The 15,781-nt window shown below is 58.4% G+C and carries 17 protein-coding genes; 1 reads left to right on the top strand and 16 read right to left on the bottom strand.

Annotated elements, in window-relative coordinates:
• Positions 1-22: 22 nt before the first annotated feature.
• Positions 23-529 (top strand): YgjP-like metallopeptidase domain-containing protein, encoded by a 507-nt coding sequence (locus H4V98_RS07830; protein WP_196861706.1) that lies wholly within the window; start codon positions 23-25, stop codon positions 527-529.
• 25 nt (positions 530-554) lie between these two features.
• On the opposite strand, the gene nagZ is transcribed toward H4V98_RS07830, so the two are convergent.
• From nagZ to acpP, 16 genes are all read right to left on the bottom strand, one after another.
• Positions 555-1,613, bottom strand: coding sequence for a beta-N-acetylhexosaminidase (nagZ, locus tag H4V98_RS07825; RefSeq protein ID WP_196861705.1), 1,059 nt, complete (start codon positions 1,611-1,613; stop codon positions 555-557).
• Positions 1,614-1,677: 64 nt separating this feature from the next.
• The gene (gene acpS / locus H4V98_RS07820) at positions 1,678-2,070 is read right to left on the bottom strand and encodes a holo-ACP synthase (RefSeq protein WP_196861704.1); all 393 of its coding nucleotides are present in this window, start codon (positions 2,068-2,070) and stop codon (positions 1,678-1,680) included.
• Entirely contained in the window at positions 2,070-2,900 is an 831-nt protein-coding gene (locus tag H4V98_RS07815; protein WP_196861703.1) for a pyridoxine 5'-phosphate synthase, read from the bottom strand. Before H4V98_RS07815 ends, acpS begins: the two co-directional genes overlap by 1 nt.
• Positions 2,901-2,923: 23 nt before the next feature.
• Entirely contained in the window at positions 2,924-3,673 is a 750-nt protein-coding gene (recO, locus tag H4V98_RS07810; RefSeq protein ID WP_196861702.1) for a DNA repair protein RecO, read from the bottom strand.
• Between the two features lie 462 nt (positions 3,674-4,135).
• Positions 4,136-5,092, bottom strand: a complete 957-nt coding sequence (gene era / locus H4V98_RS07805) for a GTPase Era (protein WP_196861839.1) — start codon at positions 5,090-5,092, stop codon at positions 4,136-4,138.
• 169 nt (positions 5,093-5,261) lie between these two features.
• Entirely contained in the window at positions 5,262-5,963 is a 702-nt protein-coding gene (rnc, locus tag H4V98_RS07800) for a ribonuclease III (protein ID WP_196861701.1), read from the bottom strand.
• A gap of 4 nt (positions 5,964-5,967) precedes the next feature.
• The gene (locus tag H4V98_RS07795) at positions 5,968-6,309 is read right to left on the bottom strand and encodes a DUF4845 domain-containing protein (RefSeq protein WP_196861700.1); all 342 of its coding nucleotides are present in this window, start codon (positions 6,307-6,309) and stop codon (positions 5,968-5,970) included.
• Positions 6,310-6,379: 70 nt separating this feature from the next.
• A complete protein-coding gene (gene lepB, locus H4V98_RS07790) occupies positions 6,380-7,345 on the bottom strand; it encodes a signal peptidase I (protein WP_231374322.1) in 966 nt (321 codons plus the stop codon).
• Between the two features lie 11 nt (positions 7,346-7,356).
• Entirely contained in the window at positions 7,357-9,168 is a 1,812-nt protein-coding gene (lepA, locus tag H4V98_RS07785; RefSeq protein WP_196861698.1) for a translation elongation factor 4, read from the bottom strand.
• Between the two features lie 328 nt (positions 9,169-9,496).
• Positions 9,497-10,966: a DegQ family serine endoprotease gene (locus tag H4V98_RS07780; RefSeq protein ID WP_196861697.1), complete on the bottom strand. Its 1,470-nt coding sequence runs from the start codon at positions 10,964-10,966 to the stop codon at positions 9,497-9,499.
• A gap of 148 nt (positions 10,967-11,114) precedes the next feature.
• Entirely contained in the window at positions 11,115-12,098 is a 984-nt protein-coding gene (locus tag H4V98_RS07775) for a MucB/RseB C-terminal domain-containing protein (protein ID WP_231374314.1), read from the bottom strand.
• A 78-nt stretch (positions 12,099-12,176) separates the two neighbouring features.
• Entirely contained in the window at positions 12,177-12,794 is a 618-nt protein-coding gene (locus H4V98_RS07770) for a sigma-E factor negative regulatory protein (RefSeq protein WP_280757415.1), read from the bottom strand.
• A gap of 92 nt (positions 12,795-12,886) precedes the next feature.
• Positions 12,887-13,522 (bottom strand): RNA polymerase sigma factor RpoE, encoded by a 636-nt coding sequence (rpoE, locus tag H4V98_RS07765; RefSeq protein WP_196861694.1) that lies wholly within the window; start codon positions 13,520-13,522, stop codon positions 12,887-12,889.
• On the bottom strand, positions 13,519-14,070 hold the full coding sequence (locus tag H4V98_RS07760) for a hypothetical protein (RefSeq protein WP_196861693.1): 552 nt from the start codon (positions 14,068-14,070) through the stop codon (positions 13,519-13,521). Before H4V98_RS07760 ends, rpoE begins: the two co-directional genes overlap by 4 nt.
• A gap of 47 nt (positions 14,071-14,117) precedes the next feature.
• A complete protein-coding gene (gene fabF, locus H4V98_RS07755; RefSeq protein WP_196861692.1) occupies positions 14,118-15,365 on the bottom strand; it encodes a beta-ketoacyl-ACP synthase II in 1,248 nt (415 codons plus the stop codon).
• Positions 15,366-15,439: 74 nt separating this feature from the next.
• Positions 15,440-15,679: an acyl carrier protein gene (acpP, locus tag H4V98_RS07750; RefSeq protein WP_011802442.1), complete on the bottom strand. Its 240-nt coding sequence runs from the start codon at positions 15,677-15,679 to the stop codon at positions 15,440-15,442.
• Positions 15,680-15,781 lie beyond the last annotated feature (102 nt).

Here is a 15,781-nt window from a genome sequence, read left to right as displayed (position 1 = left end):
ACAAAAAATAATACTAACTTCAATGAAATACCTTGCAGGCTACCCGGAGAGCCTTCAGACGCAGGTTCAGCAATTGCTGGCCAAAGGCAGCCTGGGCGAAACGCTGCTGGCCAAATACCGTCATACCCACGCGGTACGCACCGACAAGGCCTTGTATGACTATGTCATGGTGCTGAAAAATGAGTTTTTGCGCAATTCGGAGCCATTGAACAAGGTGATGTTCGACAGCAAGCTGCAAATCATCACCCACGCGCTGGGCACGCACACGACGATTTCGCGGGTGCAGGGCAACAAGCTCAAGTCCAAGCGTGAAATTCGGGTAGCGTCGCTATTCAAGGAAGTGCCGGAGGAGTTTTTACGGATGATTGCGGTGCATGAACTGGCGCACATCAAGGAAAAAGCGCACGACAAGGCGTTTTATAAACTCTGCACCTACATGGAGCCGCACTACCACCAGTACGAGTTTGACCTGCGCGTGTACCTGACGCACATTGACGCGGCGGGCAAGCTGGAGTGGTCGGGCGCGTAACTTGAAGTGGCCACTCCGGCAGATGTCAGGGAATTAGGCCCAGAGCATGCATGTAGGCCGGATGCACCATGAGTTCATCCCATTCCAGCGCGGGCGCCTGCGGCAGCAGCGCCTCACGGCGCAATTCGCTGGCTTCCAGCGCTTCCCAACGGCCTTTCAGCAGCGCTTCGGCCATGCCATCGAGCAATTCATCGACCGGCTTGCCATCGCCCACCGACTGGTTGCACAGCAAAACCATGTCGCAGCCGGCGTTCAGCGCGGCAATGGCTGCCTCGGTGTAGCTCACTTCCACGCCGTCGATCAGCCGCGCACCGGCCATGCTCAGGTCGTCGCTGAAAATCGCGCCGCCAAAACCGAGCTGGCTGCGCAAAATGAAGTTCAGCCATTTGCTGGAAAAACCGGCCGGCCGCGCATCGACCTTGGGGTAGATCACATGCGCCGGCATCACGCTGGACAGCGTGGTGTTGAGCCATTCATACGGCGCGGCGTCGTCTTTCAGGATGGCATTGAGCGTACGCGTGTCCACCGGAATGTCGGTGTGCGAGTCAGCCTTGACGAAGCCGTGGCCGGGAAAATGTTTGCCGCAATTGGCCATGCCGCTTTGCAGCAGGCCGTGCATCAGACTCTTGGCCAGCAGACTGACGACGCGCGGGTCGCGGCCGAAGGCACGGTCACCGATGACGCCGCTTTCGCCATGGTCGAGGTCCAGCACCGGTGTGAAGCTGAAATCGACGCCGCAGGCGCGCAGTTCGGCGCCCAGCACATAGCCACAGGCAGTAGCGGCATTGGTGGCGGCCAGCTGGTCCCTGACCCACTGCGCACCCAAGGCACGCATGGGTGGCAGGTGCGTCAGGCCGTCGGTGCGAAAGCGCTGCACCCGGCCGCCTTCGTGGTCCACGCAGATCAGCAGGTCGTCGCGCAAAGCCTTGATCTCCGCGCACAGCTTGCCGAGCTGCTGGCGGTCTTTCCAGTTGCGGGCGAACAGGATGATGCCGCCGGTCAGCGGATGCCGGAGGCGGCGGCGGTCGTCCTTGCTCAGTTTGAGACCGGCGATGTCGATGATGAGAGGGGCGTGCGGGGTCATGGGAATATTTTCAGGAGTACTATTAAATTCATAGCTGCTTGTGCAGGAATGGCATGCGCAATGGTTACTTTTTCTCTACAACACAAAAACTTGCGGCATAGTCGGTTTCATCGGTCACGGTGATATGCGCCGTCAGTTCGCGCGCGTCAAACCAGTCCTTGAGTGCGCCATGCAGCACGATTTCGGGCTTGCCGCTGTTCATCTTGGCGATTTCGCAATGCCGCCAGGTCATGGGCATGCGCATGCCCAGGCCAATCGCCTTGCTGAAGGCTTCCTTGGCAGAAAAGCGGGTGGCAAGGTAGCTGACACCCCGGTCGGGCCAGCGGGCGCTGCGCTCTGTCCATGTCGCCAGTTCGCCGTCGCTCAGGATTCTCTGGGCAAAGCGTTCGCCATGGCGCGCCAGGCTGGCGTGGATGCGGCGGATGTCGCAGATGTCGGTGCCGATGCCGTAGATCATCAAGCCAGGGCGGCGGGCGCGAACGCCTCGTTGATGCAGCGCAGGTAATCCTTGACCGTGGCGTCGTAACCGAGTTCGAGCGCATCGGCTACCAGCGCATGGCCGATGGAAACTTCGCGCACGTTGGGAACGGCGCGCAAGAAATCAGCCAAGTTGTCACGGTTCAGGTCGTGTCCGGCGTTCACTCCCAAATTAATAGCTGCCGCTGCCCGCGCGGTCTGCGCAAACTGGTCCAAGGCCTTGTTTTTTTCAGGGCCAGACCAGTGGCTTGCATAGCTTTCGGTGTACAGCTCGACCCGGTCGGCGCCAATGCCTTTGGCAGCAGCCATGGCCTCGGGAACCGGGTCCATGAACAGGCTGACCCGAACGCCGCGCGCATGGGCATATTCGATGTGTGGCTGCAGACGTTCGGCATCCTGCGGAAAACTCCAGCCGTGGTCGCTGGTGAACTGGTCTTCGCTGTCAGGCACAAAAGTGCACTGGTGCAGCGGCAAGCCCCGGGCCGACAGGTCGCGCACAAAATGCATCAAGTTTTGCAGCGGATTGCCCTCGATGTTGAACTCGCAGTGCGGCCAGTCCTTCATCAGCGCGGCAATTTCATACACATCGTCGGCGCGTATGTGGCGCTCGTCGGGCCGGGGATGCACCGTGATGCCGCTGGCACCCGCCTTCAGGCACAACTCGGCAGCGCGCAACACGCTGGGAATGTCCAGATGCCGGGTATTTCGAAGCAGCGCCACCTTGTTGACGTTGACCGACAGCACGGTTTTCAAAGTGCCGGGGGGATGGGGCAGGTGCGAACGATGGTCGGAGTGGAATAAGGCGATCATGGCGACATCAATCGAATAAATCGTTAAAGGGCTTGCAGGTCCATCATCATCTGCCGGGTTTTCAAAACCCTGACACCACAATGGTAGTGCAGCAAGGCACGCAGCTGTATTTTGAGTTCATTGGCGGCCGGCACACAGGCCCGCAGCGTGTCGGTAAACAGCGCTTTTTCACCCAGCGACTGCTGCAGCGCCTGCCAGTGTTCGCCGCTCAGGCTGAAGCGGTCATCGTCATGGACGGGCCGCAGACCGGCCTCGGCAACCAGCACATAACGCTGCTGCGCAGCCAGCGGCGCCAGGGTTGCGGTTTCGGCATCCAGCCGGGGCAGCAAGCCAATCCCCTGCAACAGGCGCAACTCGAAAGCACGCAGCGCCAGCTGAAGCGTTTCGGTATTCTGGCTGGCAAGCAGCTGGACCGTGGCGGCATAGGCATCAAACAGCAGTGGATGCGGGTCGTCCCGGGCCAGCAGGCGCATCAGTAACTCGTTCAGGTAATAACCCGAAAGCAGCGCATCGCCACTTGGCATGACATGGCCACCCTGCCATTCAGCACTCTTGAGGTTGCGGATTTCCGCATCGCCGCCAAATGCGACATGCAGCGGCTGCATGGGCAGCAAAATCGGCCGGAAACTGGAACTGGGTTTCTTGGCACCGCGCGCCACCAGCGCCACCCGGCCGTAGTGACGGGTGAACACATCCAGGATCAGGCTGGACTCGCTCCAGTCGTAACGGTGCAGCACATAGGCGGGTTCATTGTTGATGCGTTGGGCAGCCAAGGTGGAGGTGTCAGGTCAAGCGATCACGTAGAAGTGGCAAGCAGGGTCTGCATTTTCCCAAGCAGGGGCCGCGGGACCGGCTTCGCCGGACCGCAGGCGCAGCAGCCCCCTCGGGGGGACAGGAAGCCACACGCAGTGGGCGACCGTCGGGTGCATCTTCCCAAGCAAGGGCCGCGGAACCGGCTCTGCCGGGCCGCAGGCGCAGCGGCCCCCTCGGGGGGCAGGAAGCCACACGAAGCGGGGAGCGTGGGGGTGCATCTTCCCAAGCAGGGGCCGCGGAACCGGCTTCGCCGGACCGCAGGCGCAGCGGCCCCCTCGGGGGGCAGCGAACCACGCGAAGCGGGGAGCGTGGGGGTGCATCTTCCCAAGCAGGGGCCGCGGGACCGGCTTCGCCGGACCGCAGGCGCAGCGGCCCCCTCGGGGGGCAGCGAACCACGCGAAGCGGGGAGCGTGGGGGCTCTATCACTCATACCCGAAGGTCTTGACGCGTGCCTCGTCATCCGCCCAGCCGGATCGGACCTTGACCCAGATCTCCAAAAACACCTTGCCGCCGGTCAGGGCTTCGAGTTCATGCCGTGCCTCAGTGCCGATGCGCTTGAGCTTCTCGCCCTTCTCCCCAATGATCATGCCCTTGTGGCCGTCGCGCTCGACGACGATGGTCGCGGCAATCTTGCGCAGATTGCCCTCTTCCTCATATTGGTCAATGATGACGGTCGAGGTGTAGGGCAGCTCGTCGCCGGTCAGGCGAAACAGCTTTTCCCGGATGATCTCGGCAGCCATGAAGCGGTCGCTGCGATCGGTCAGTTCATCCGCGCCATACATCCACGGCTGCACCGGCAGGTATTTTTCACAAATCCCGAACAGGCGCTCGACGTCCTTGGCATTGTTGGCCGACATCGGCACGAATTCGGCAAAGTTATGCCGTTCCTGCATGGCGCGCAGCCAAGGCGCAATTTCAGCGCGGCGGTGAATCAGGTCAAACTTGTTGGCCAGCAAAATGGCCGGTGTTTTTTCTGGCAGCAGCGCCAGCACCTTGGCATCGGCCAGGTTGAACTGGCCGGCTTCCACCACGAAAACAATCAGGTCCACGTCATTGACGGCGCCAACCACCGTACGGTTCAGCGAACGGTTCAGCGCATTGCCATGCCGTGTCTGAAAACCCGGTGTATCGACAAACACAAACTGCGTCGCGGCGCGCGTGCGCATGCCGGTGATGCGGTGGCGCGTGGTCTGCGCTTTGCGCGAGGTGATGCTGACCTTCTGGCCGACCAGCGCATTGAGCAAGGTGGATTTGCCGACGTTAGGCTTGCCGACGATGGCAATCAGGCCGCAACGCTGCTCGCCCACGGGCGGCAGGCTCTGCGCACCATTGTCCGCCGGTACAGCCGCGCCGCGCGAAGCTGTTGCCTGGGCAAGCATGGCGTCGATGGCGTCCTGGCTCTGGGCAGGCTCGGGCGCTGCAGGAGATGCTGCCGTTTGATCGCCTTGGGGCAAGTCGGCAGGTGGGGTGGATTCTTTTTTTTCGGTACTCATAATCAATTCAATCGTGTTGGGTGACCAGCCAGAGGCGGCATTGGCAAAAAAATGCTCAGGCGGGCAGTGTCTTGACGTAGACCAGCATGGCACTGGCAGCGGCCTGTTCACCAGCGCGCCGTGAAATGCCGGTACCGCGTTCGGCGCGGCTGAATTCGGCGATTTCGCATTCCACTTCAAAAGTCTGCTGGTGCGCCGCCCCCAGGGTGCCAACTACCCTGTAGGCGGGAAGTCGCATTTTGCGCCCCTGAAGCCACTCCTGCAATTCGGTTTTCGGGTCCTTGCCAATGGCTTTCATTTGCGGGTTCACCTGCACATCCTTGAACAGGCGGCGCACCAGTTGGTCGGCCTTGTCGTAACCGGCATCCAGATAGACCGCACCGATCACGGCTTCAAGCGCATCGGCCAGCATGGACGGCCGGTTCTTGCCACCGGAACGGGCCTCGCCTTCGCCCAGCCGCAGCAAATCGGGCAAGCCCAGCACCACAGCCAGATGGTGCAATGTGTCCTGCTTGACCAGATTGGCCCGAACGCGTGAGAGATCGCCTTCGGGCAGTTCGCTCAATTGCTCGTACAGAAATCCGGCCACAGCCAGATTGAGGACGGAATCGCCCAGGAATTCGACACGTTCGTTGTGATCCGAAGAAAAGCTGCGGTGTGTCAGCGCCTGGGCAAGCAGCCTGGGATTGGCGAATTCGTGCTGCAGGCGCTTTTGCAGCGCCTGCAGGGCAGGACTGGGGGGAGAAGCGGTACGCACCACCTTATTTGGATCGTCCGCTGTACTTCAGCAGCAGATAAGCAGGTCCGGCCAAATGAATTTCACGCGTGTAGGCAAAAGCCACCACCGTCTTGTCGCCCTCTTTCGTCACGTCCAGGTCCTTGCCGGAAATAGAGTGGATGTCGTCGATCTGCCCGGCCTTGTCAAAGATCGCCCTGACTTCAGGCACTGTGCTGCCCGATGTGGCCTTGTTCGCCGCCTTGGTGATGGCCTGGAATTCAATCAGTGTTGGAAGCACCTGCGCGCCCAAAATGAAGACGCAGGCTGCAATGACGCCGAAAAACAGCAGGCCGATGAAGGAAATACCACGTTGCTTGTGTTTCATTGAGACGGATTCCAGAGAAAGTTCATGAAGAAAGGCTTTTTAAGCTATTGACGCGTCAGCAGTTTCACACTCAATCAAAGGAACCGATGCGCTTGAGATTGCCAAAGTTCATCCAGACGAAAAATGCCTTGCCGACAATATTCTGCTCGGGAACAAAGCCCCAGTAGCGCGAATCCAGCGAATTGTCGCGGTTGTCGCCCATCATGAAATAGTGCCCTTCGGGCACCTTGCACACCACGCCTTCGGTGCTGTAACGGCAATTGTCCCGGTAGGGAAAATTATCGGCGCCAGCGATGAAGGAGGGGCGGTCGTCGTCATTGAGAAGCCGGTATTTCCGCTCGCCATTGGTTTCCTCGAACTGCTTGGCATAACGCATCGAATCGACATCGAAAAAATCAGGGAGAGCCACTTTGGGCAGCGGCTTGCCATTGATGGTGAGCTTCTTGTTCAGGTAGGCCACCTCGTCGCCAGGAATGCCGACCACGCGCTTGATGTAGTCCAGGCTGGGCTTGGGCGGGTAACGAAATACCATGACGTCGCCACGCTCGGGACTGTGGTTGTCCAGTATCTTGCGGTTGATCACCGGCAAGCGCACTCCGTAATGAAACTTGTTCACCAGAATCAGGTCGTTGACCAGCAGCGTCGGGATCATCGAACCCGACGGTATCTTGAACGGCTCGAACAAAAAAGAACGAAGCAGGAAAACGATGATGATCACCGGGAACAAACCGGCGGTCCAGTCCAGCCACCAGGGCTGCATGATCAGCCGGCTTCTGGCCTCCTGGGTGTTGTCATCCACCTGGTTAATGCCCATTTTGGCCAGTTCGGCCTGGCGCAGGACGGCATTTGCATCCAGCGCAGCGACGGCCTTGCGCCGCTGTGGCAGGAAATAAAGCCGCTCGGCCACCCAGTAAATGCCGGTCACTACAGCGGCCAGGAACAGCAGGGCAGAAAAGTTGCCTTCGACCATGCCAAAGTACCAGGCGGCGCCATAGCCGACAAATGCTGCCAACACCAGGGCGGTGATGGAACTCATCGCGCCGCGCATCAGTCTTCCACCTGCAAGATAGCCAGGAATGCCTCTTGAGGCACTTCCACCGAACCGATTTGTTTCATACGCTTCTTGCCTGCCTTTTGCTTCTCGAGAAGCTTTTTCTTGCGGGAAATGTCACCGCCGTAGCACTTGGCGATCACGTTCTTGCGCAAGGCCTTGATGGTCTCGCGGGCAATGATGTTGGCGCCGATGGCTGCCTGGATTGCCACATCGAACTGTTGGCGTGAAATGATCTCGCGCATCTTGGCGACCACGGCCCTGCCCCGGTACGCTGACTGGCTGCGGTGAACGATGATCGACAACGCATCGACCTTCTCGCTGTTGAGCAGGATATCGACCTTCACCACGTCGGAGGCGCGGAACTCCTTGAACTCGTAGTCCATCGACGCATAGCCGCGCGACACCGATTTGAGCTTGTCGAAAAAGTCGAGCACGATTTCACCCAGCGGCATTTCGTAGGTCAGCATGACCTGCTTGCCGTGGTAGGCCATGTTCAGCTGCACGCCGCGTTTCTGGTTGGCGAGCGTCATGACGGCACCGACATAGTCTTGCGGCATGTAGAGGTGAACCGTGACGATGGGTTCACGAATCTCGTTAACGCGTCCGCCATCGGGAATTTTCGACGGATTTTCGACCCGGATGATTTCGCCATCGGACTTGAGCACTTCATAGACGACGCTGGGTGCGGTGGTGATCAGGTCCTGGTCGAACTCGCGCTCCAGCCGCTCCTGGACGATTTCCATGTGCAGCAGGCCCAGAAAGCCGCAGCGAAAGCCAAAACCCAGCGCTTCACTGACTTCGGGCTCGTAATGCAGCGAAGCGTCGTTGAGCTTGAGCTTTTCCAGCGCATCGCGCAGCGACTCGTATTCACTGGCTTCCGACGGGTACAGACCGGCAAACACCTGCGGCTGGATTTCCTTGAAACCCGGAAGCGCCTGGGTCGCGGTGAAGGCGGCGCCGCCGCTGCCGCCTTTGATCAGCGTCACGGTGTCGCCGACACGCGCAGCCTGCAATTCCTTGATGCCAGCAATCACGAAGCCCACTTCGCCAGCTTCCAGCGACTGGCGCGGTTCAGTGTGTGGCGTGAACACGCCAAGCTGCTCGGCGTTGTAGGTGGCTTCGCTGGCCATCAGTTTGATGCGGTCGCCCTTGGCCAGGCGGCCATCGACGACCCGCACCAGCATGACCACGCCGACGTAGGCGTCATACCAGCTGTCGATGATCATTGCGCGCAAGGCGGCGTCAGGGTTTCCCTTCGGAGGCGGAATCAGGGCGACCACGGCTTCGAGGATCTCGTCAATACCCATGCCTGTCTTGGCGCTGCACGGAATCGCGTCGGTGGCATCGATGCCAATGACTTCCTCGATTTCCTGCTTGGCGTTGTCAGGATCTGCTTGCGGCAGGTCCATCTTGTTAAGTACCGGCACCACTGTTACGCCCAGGTCCAGCGCGGTGTAGCAGTTGGCAACGGTCTGCGCTTCGACACCTTGGCTGGCATCAACCACCAACAGCGCCCCTTCGCAGGCTGACAGCGAACGGCTGACTTCATAGGAAAAGTCGACATGGCCCGGCGTGTCGATCAAATTGAGGTTGTAGATCTGGCCGTCAACCGCCTTGTACTTGAGCGAAGCAGTCTGCGCCTTGATCGTGATGCCACGCTCTTTTTCAATGTCCATCGAATCGAGCACCTGAGCACTCATCTCGCGGTCCTGCAGGCCACCGCAGCGCTGGATCAGCCGGTCTGCCAGCGTGGACTTGCCATGATCAATGTGCGCAATGATCGAAAAATTTCGGATGTGATTCATCAACAAAAACGCCTAATTACTTGAAAATATTGCAGAAAAACAAACAGACCACACCCACGAGCATAAAAAAAGGCGCGTCTTGCAATGACGCGCCCTGAACCAACCCTCTATGGCAACTGCGAAAGTTGGAGCTTCATTGTAGGCAAAAAGCCGGGAGCGACCCGTTTCAGCATCTGCCGTTGCTGACCTTGCCAGGCTACACGTTATGTTTGAACCTTTTCAACTGGCCAGAAAACTGTGCAACCGCCGGTATGGAAAACTGCTGAAATGCTGCTGCATTGTAACGAGCCTCATTGCCAAACCGGTCTTGAGGCTGTGCAGCAAGTATTCAGCGCGCCGGCCGGATGATCACAAATTGCGCCAGTTCACCGCGACGAACAAGCATGGTGATGTTTTTGGTCTTGTCAATTTTCGACAGCGCCGCCTCAAAACCCTTGACGCCAGTCACTTCAGCATTGGCAATTGAAACGATCACGTCGCCTTCGCGCAGTCCAGCGCGCGCTGCTGCGCCATCGGCCACATCGATCTTGACGCCGCCCTTCACATTGAGGTCCTTTTTCTGCGCTTCAGTGATCTCGCTGACCGAAAGACCTACAGCCTGTGCAGGGCCAGCCACGGGCGGCTTGGACTCTGACTTCGCAGCAGCGCGCACCGGCTTGTCGGCGTCCACCTCGGCAATCGTGACGGACAGATCCTTGCTGGCGCCACGCCGAAACACAGTGACCGTCACCTGGGTACCGGGTTTAATGCTGCCCACCATGCGCGGCAGGTCGCTGGCCTTGTCAATCGACTTGCCCTCAAACTTCGTGATGATGTCACCTGCTTCAATGCCTGCTTTTTCAGCAGGCGCGCCGCTTTCGACACCGCGCACCAAAGCGCCCTGCACCTTGCCAAGTCCAATGGCTTCGGCCACGTCCTTGGTGACCTGGTCGATCTGCACGCCGATCCGGCCGCGCGTCACCTTGCCATTGATGCGGAGTTGCTCAGATACGCGCGTTGCCTCATCAATGGGGATTGAAAACGAGATACCCTGAAAGCCACCCGAACGTGAATAGATTTGGCTGTTGATGCCAACGACTTCGCCGCGCATGTTGATCAGCGGACCGCCCGAATTACCGGGATTGATGGCCACGTCGGTCTGGATGAAAGGCAGGTAGTCGCCTGTATCGCGCTGCTTGGCGCTGACAATGCCCGCCGTCACGGTGTTTTCAAGCCCGAATGGCGAACCGATGGCCATCACCCATTCGCCCACGCGCAAGCGGCTGATGTCGCCAATCTTGACGGCTGGCAAGCCGGTGGCTTCGATCTTGACCACGGCAACGTCGGTGCGCTTGTCGGCACCAATGATCTTTGCCTTGAATTCGCGCTTGTCGGTCAGGGTGACCAGCACCTCGTCCGCTCCGTCGACCACATGCGCATTGGTCATGACATAGCCATCAGCCGTCAGGATAAATCCGGAACCGACCCCACGCGGCTGGTTTTCATCCGGCTGACCCGGCTGACCCGGCTCAGCGCGTGGTCCGCGCGGCATATTGGGGGGCACGGGAATGCCGAAACGCTTGAAGAACTCCAGCATCTGCTCGTCAATGCCACTCGTGGTAGCCGACGCCTTGGCTCGTTCAAGGGTGCGAATGTTTACCACAGACGGCCCCACCTCGTCGACCAGGTCAGTGAAGTCCGGCAATGTCCGGGTTTGTGCCCATACCGGCGTCAGCGGCAGCACAGAGCTTGTCGCAGCCAGGGCCATCAGGCATGCAGCCAAGTAAGGGCGCAACGGTTTAAGATTCAATTCACGCATTTTCAGCCTTGTTATCAATAGAGATTTATCACGCAAACCAGCTAATCAGCAAATTTTCAAAACAAACAGTTCGATGGCAATTTGCAAGACCAGAACGAGCAACTAGGCCACAAGAAACCGATGATTTTTCGACCACGGCGCCAGGTTCTTACTTTTTACGCTCCAGCGCGCTGACAAACAGTTGCAGCGTCGGGACAGGAACCTCACCCACCAGAGTGATCCAATGGGTATCAAGCTGTCGCGTCAGCGTCTGGGTAGCGCCCAACGAAAGCGTGGACTCGCGCACATGTCGCCGCGGATCGAATGGCTCCACAAAAATCGACACCGACGCCAGACCATCTGAAAAAATCCATTGCAGCGGGCCATCACCGGTAGCGCCCTTTGCTCCATTGTCCGTGCTCGAAGCCGGCCTTTGGTAACAGCTCATGGGATTGAAACCGGCCACAGGCGTCTTCAGTCCCCAGCCTTCGGCGGCGGCCGTTGTCTTGACCAACTCGGGCTTGTCAAGACGGTAGCCCTGCACCTTGCCCATCATCTGGATGAGTTGGCTCATACTTACAGGTGCGTCTAGCTGAAGCTCGGAAAATGCCGCTTGTTCAATCACTTTGCCGTCGGTATCGAGCGTTTGGAGCTTAACGATCAAGCCATTTTTTCGCTCACTCCAGACGCGGTAGCCGAACCGCAGCCGATCCTTGGGAATCAGCGTGATGATGTCGGCGTCAACGCCCGCCACCCGTTCCAGACCTTCCTGCCGAAACCTGTAGAAGTCGGCAATGCGGCTGTCGGCCGACTGGAACAATTGGGGAAACAAGCCTAGCGACTCCCTTTTTTCAGTGCGCACCACTTTGTGGTCTGGCATGAAGGTTGTCATCTGGTCGTTATGCCGAAAGATGGAACGCGGCGCACCGGTCAGTGTTTCGATTCGCTCTACCTGCTGCGTCCCTTCGCAGACATGCCATATTTTGGCACTGGACATGTTGCCACCCGCCGACACCACAAAGGTTCCCACATAGGTGCGATTGATGGAGGCTTGGTGCATTCGCATCAGCCAGTCGTTCAAGCTGCGCACTTCTTCAGCCGATGCCGTGGGCTGCACGGCAACCGGCAGAACTTGCGCAGCTACATAATTCATAGCAAACAGTCCATACAGGACAAGCGGAAGAAGCCTAAAATACTTAAAAATCATGGATTTCAGGAAGTTTTCTGGCACTTAACGGGCGCTGGTGGCCTGTGCGTTGCGTGACGTTTCGAAAGTGGCATTGCGCAAGAATCCTGAAGACTCCTGCAAGGCCGAAGCCGTTCCGAACTGCCGATGCGCTGCGAGCAACTCTTCCAGACGGGCATCTCGCACCACAGGCCCTTGCGGCGACGTGACCACGATTTGCGCAGCGGAAGACTGTGCCAGTTGCTGCCCGGACACTTGCGGCGCCAACAGCCCGGACGCATTCCATGCAATGGCAGAAACAGCGGCCAGTGACGCCACACCTGCCACCAGTTTCCAGCGGAAACTGCCGTCGTTCGAGGCCGGACCACGGTGATGAAGAATGTCGGCAGAAGCTGGCAACCCTGCAAATGGAATCACCACAGGGGCAACAGTCTCCCGCGCAATTCGTGCGGTGAGCCGGCTGGCAAACCCGGTTTCGCCACCCACCATCAGGGAAGGCGCATGCGGATTGGCCGGCGAACGCAGGAAGTCACCAATCAGGTGATAAGTATTCCAGCAGTCAAGCGAAGCATCATCTTGGCCACATGCCTCAAGCGCGGCGGAAAAATCCTGCTCGTCCAACTGGCCATCCGCCATTGCAGAAAGAAGTTCGGGGGTATTCATGCGTGATTTCATGATATTTTATGGGCAGCGGGTCTGCCGGTTCTGTTCACTGACTGCCTGGGCTGGCGAATGACTATGCAACGACAACGAACTCACCAACGTTTGCCGGTCTGGTTTTCCAGCAAGGGTTTGACCTTTGCAGAAATCGCCTCGCGGGCTCTGAAAATTCGTGACCGTACCGTGCCAATCGGACAATTCATGGCTTCGGATATCTCCTCATAACTCAAACCTTCGATTTCCCGCAAGGTAATCGCTTCGCGCAATTCATCCGGCAAATCCTGCATCGCCTGGTTGATGATGTGGGCAATTTCCTTGCTGGCCAGCACCGTTTCAGGGGTCTCAGGACTGGTTAGTTCGTTTTCGACGCGGGAAGTTTCATCGTCATCGTCGGATTTATAGGCATTTTCAGAAACAGTCGGATTTCGCTTCAGGTCCATCAGGGCTTTCTTGGCCGTATTGACGGCGATCCGGTAAAGCCAGGTGTAGAACTGCGCCTCTCCCCTGAATTGTCCCAATGCGCGATAAGCCCGTATGAAGGTTTCTTGTGCAATGTCTTCCACCAGGTCCACATCGCGGACCATGCGCCCGATCAGGCGCTGAATACGCCGCTGGTATTTGATGACCAGCAGTTCAAATGCCTTCTGGTCGCCCGCGACTGTGCGCTCGACCAGCAGCGCATCACTGTCAGCGGGCTTATCGACGGCAAGCGGGAGAAGGTCATCGCTCATCGCTTGACCTGAGAAACATGATGGAATTGCATAGTTTTCGATGGCGCCACAGCCGCTGGCGGCGAGCCGGAAGGTTCGGCAGGCACAAAATCGTGCTTAGGCAGGGAAATATGCGACCTGTGCGGGGAATACACGGCACGGCGTAAATCCAGCCAACGCTCGGGCATGGCGTTTTGCTCAACCCAAAGCCATAAACTGGCGCCAGCCTGATTTTCCAGCCGCAACAAAAGCCGCTGCTGAAAATCAGCCACTATCGACAGCGCGTGCTCGCTCTCGCCAGTTTGATAACCAGGACTTTCCCAGCGCCAGACATGGCCGTCCCACGCCAGTAGGCCGCCCGGAAGGTTTTTCCAGGTAATTCGTGCCGCAATACCTGCAAGCAGCACCGAAAATCCCGCCAACAGCAAGCGCCAGTCAAACTGCCGCATGACGTTCCACCACAGCAACACTGACAAAAGGCCAGAAACCCAGAACACCAGCAACACGCCGCGCAGAAAAGAAGACCGCCCAAGCGGATAGACCACTGGCGGGGCGTTGTGGCGGTTCAAGGCAGTTCGTGCTGAAGCCGGTGCTGCCGAAGAAAGTCCTGTTGCTCTCAGACGCGCTTGAATACCAGGGTGCCGTTGGTTCCACCAAAGCCAAAGTTGTTTTTGACAGCAATGTCGATGGTGGCGTCACGCGCGGTGTTGGCGCAGAAGTCCAAATCGCACTCAGGGTCCTGGTTGAATAAATTGATGGTTGGCGGAATTTTCTGGTGATGCAGCGCAAGCACAGTGAACACCGATTCGATGCCGCCAGCGCCTCCGAGCAAATGGCCCGTCATGGACTTGGTCGAACTGACCACCAGCTTGTCCTTGGCATGGGCACCAAAGGCGGCCTTGATGGCGTTGGTTTCGTTCAGATCGCCCAGCGGCGTGGACGTGCCATGCGCATTGAGGTACTGAACCTGGTCCGCATTGACGCCTGCATTTTTCAGGGCCATGGCCATGGAACGGCGCGGGCCGTCGATGTCGGGAGCCGTCATGTGATAGGCATCGGCACTCATGCCAAAACCCAGCACTTCAGCGTAAATCTTGGCGCCACGCGCCTTGGCGTGTTCGTATTCTTCGAGCACGACCACGCCACTGCCTTCACCCAGCACGAAGCCATCACGGTCCCTGTCCCAGGGGCGAGACGCTGTTTTCGGGTCGTCATTGCGGGTCGACAGCGCCCGGGCCGCTGCAAAGCCGCCCACGCCGAGCGCCGAAACCGTGGCTTCAGCCCCGCCAGCAATCATCACATCGCAGTCGCCATACTCGATCATGCGCGCCGACAACCCAATGGCATGCAATCCCGTCGTGCATGCTGTCACGACAGCGATGTTGGGGCCCTTGAAACCGAACTTGATTGACACGTGTCCGGAGATCATGTTGATGATGGTGGCCGGTACAAAGAAAGGTGAAATACGGCGCGGGCCGCGTTCCACCAGTTCGCCATGCATGCGCTCGATCAGCGGCAATCCGCCAATGCCCGAGCCGATGTTGCAGCCGATACGGGTTGCCAGATCGTCGTCCAAGGCGTCGCCGGTTGGCAAACCACTGTCGGCTACCGCTTGACAGGCTGCAGCCAAGCCCAGATGGATGAAACGGTCCATGTGCCGGGCTTCTTTCTCGGGGATGTAATCCGCGATATTGAATCCCTTGACTTCGCCTGCGAATTTGCAGGCTAGGTTGCTCGCATCAAAATGGGTGATCAGGTCAATACCGGGTGTTCCGGCAAGCACGTTGGCCCAGGAATCAGCAACGGTATTTCCTACCGGGCTGACACAACCCAGACCTGTGACGACGACACGACGACGGCTCATTCAGTAATCCTGGAAAAAAACCTGAAAGACCAAAACTGGCTTTTCAGGTGGATGGCGGCAAAGGCGTAAATGCCTTAGGCCTTGTGATGGGTGTTGGCGTAGTCGATCGCGTTCTGGACGGTGGTGATTTTCTCGGCGTCTTCGTCGGGAATTTCAATGCCAAACTCGTCTTCGAGTGCCATGACCAGCTCTACGGTGTCAAGGGAATCAGCGCCCAGGTCAGCCACAAAGGACTTTTCGCTGGTAACTTGACCTTCTTCAACGCCAAGTTGTTCGGCAATGATTTTCTTAACACGTGCTTCGATATCGCTCATAAATCCCTCTGAGGGTTGTAAATTAATCCGTGATTTTACCGCGTTGGGAGTGTCTTCCCAAGCACCGCGCCGGACGGATAGGAACCGGCTTCGATTTCCTGT

The organism is Polaromonas sp. CG_23.6 (assembly GCF_029892315.1).
Taxonomy (GTDB): Bacteria; Pseudomonadota; Gammaproteobacteria; order Burkholderiales; family Burkholderiaceae_C; genus Polaromonas.
This window is presented reverse-complemented; position numbering and strand designations above follow the sequence as displayed.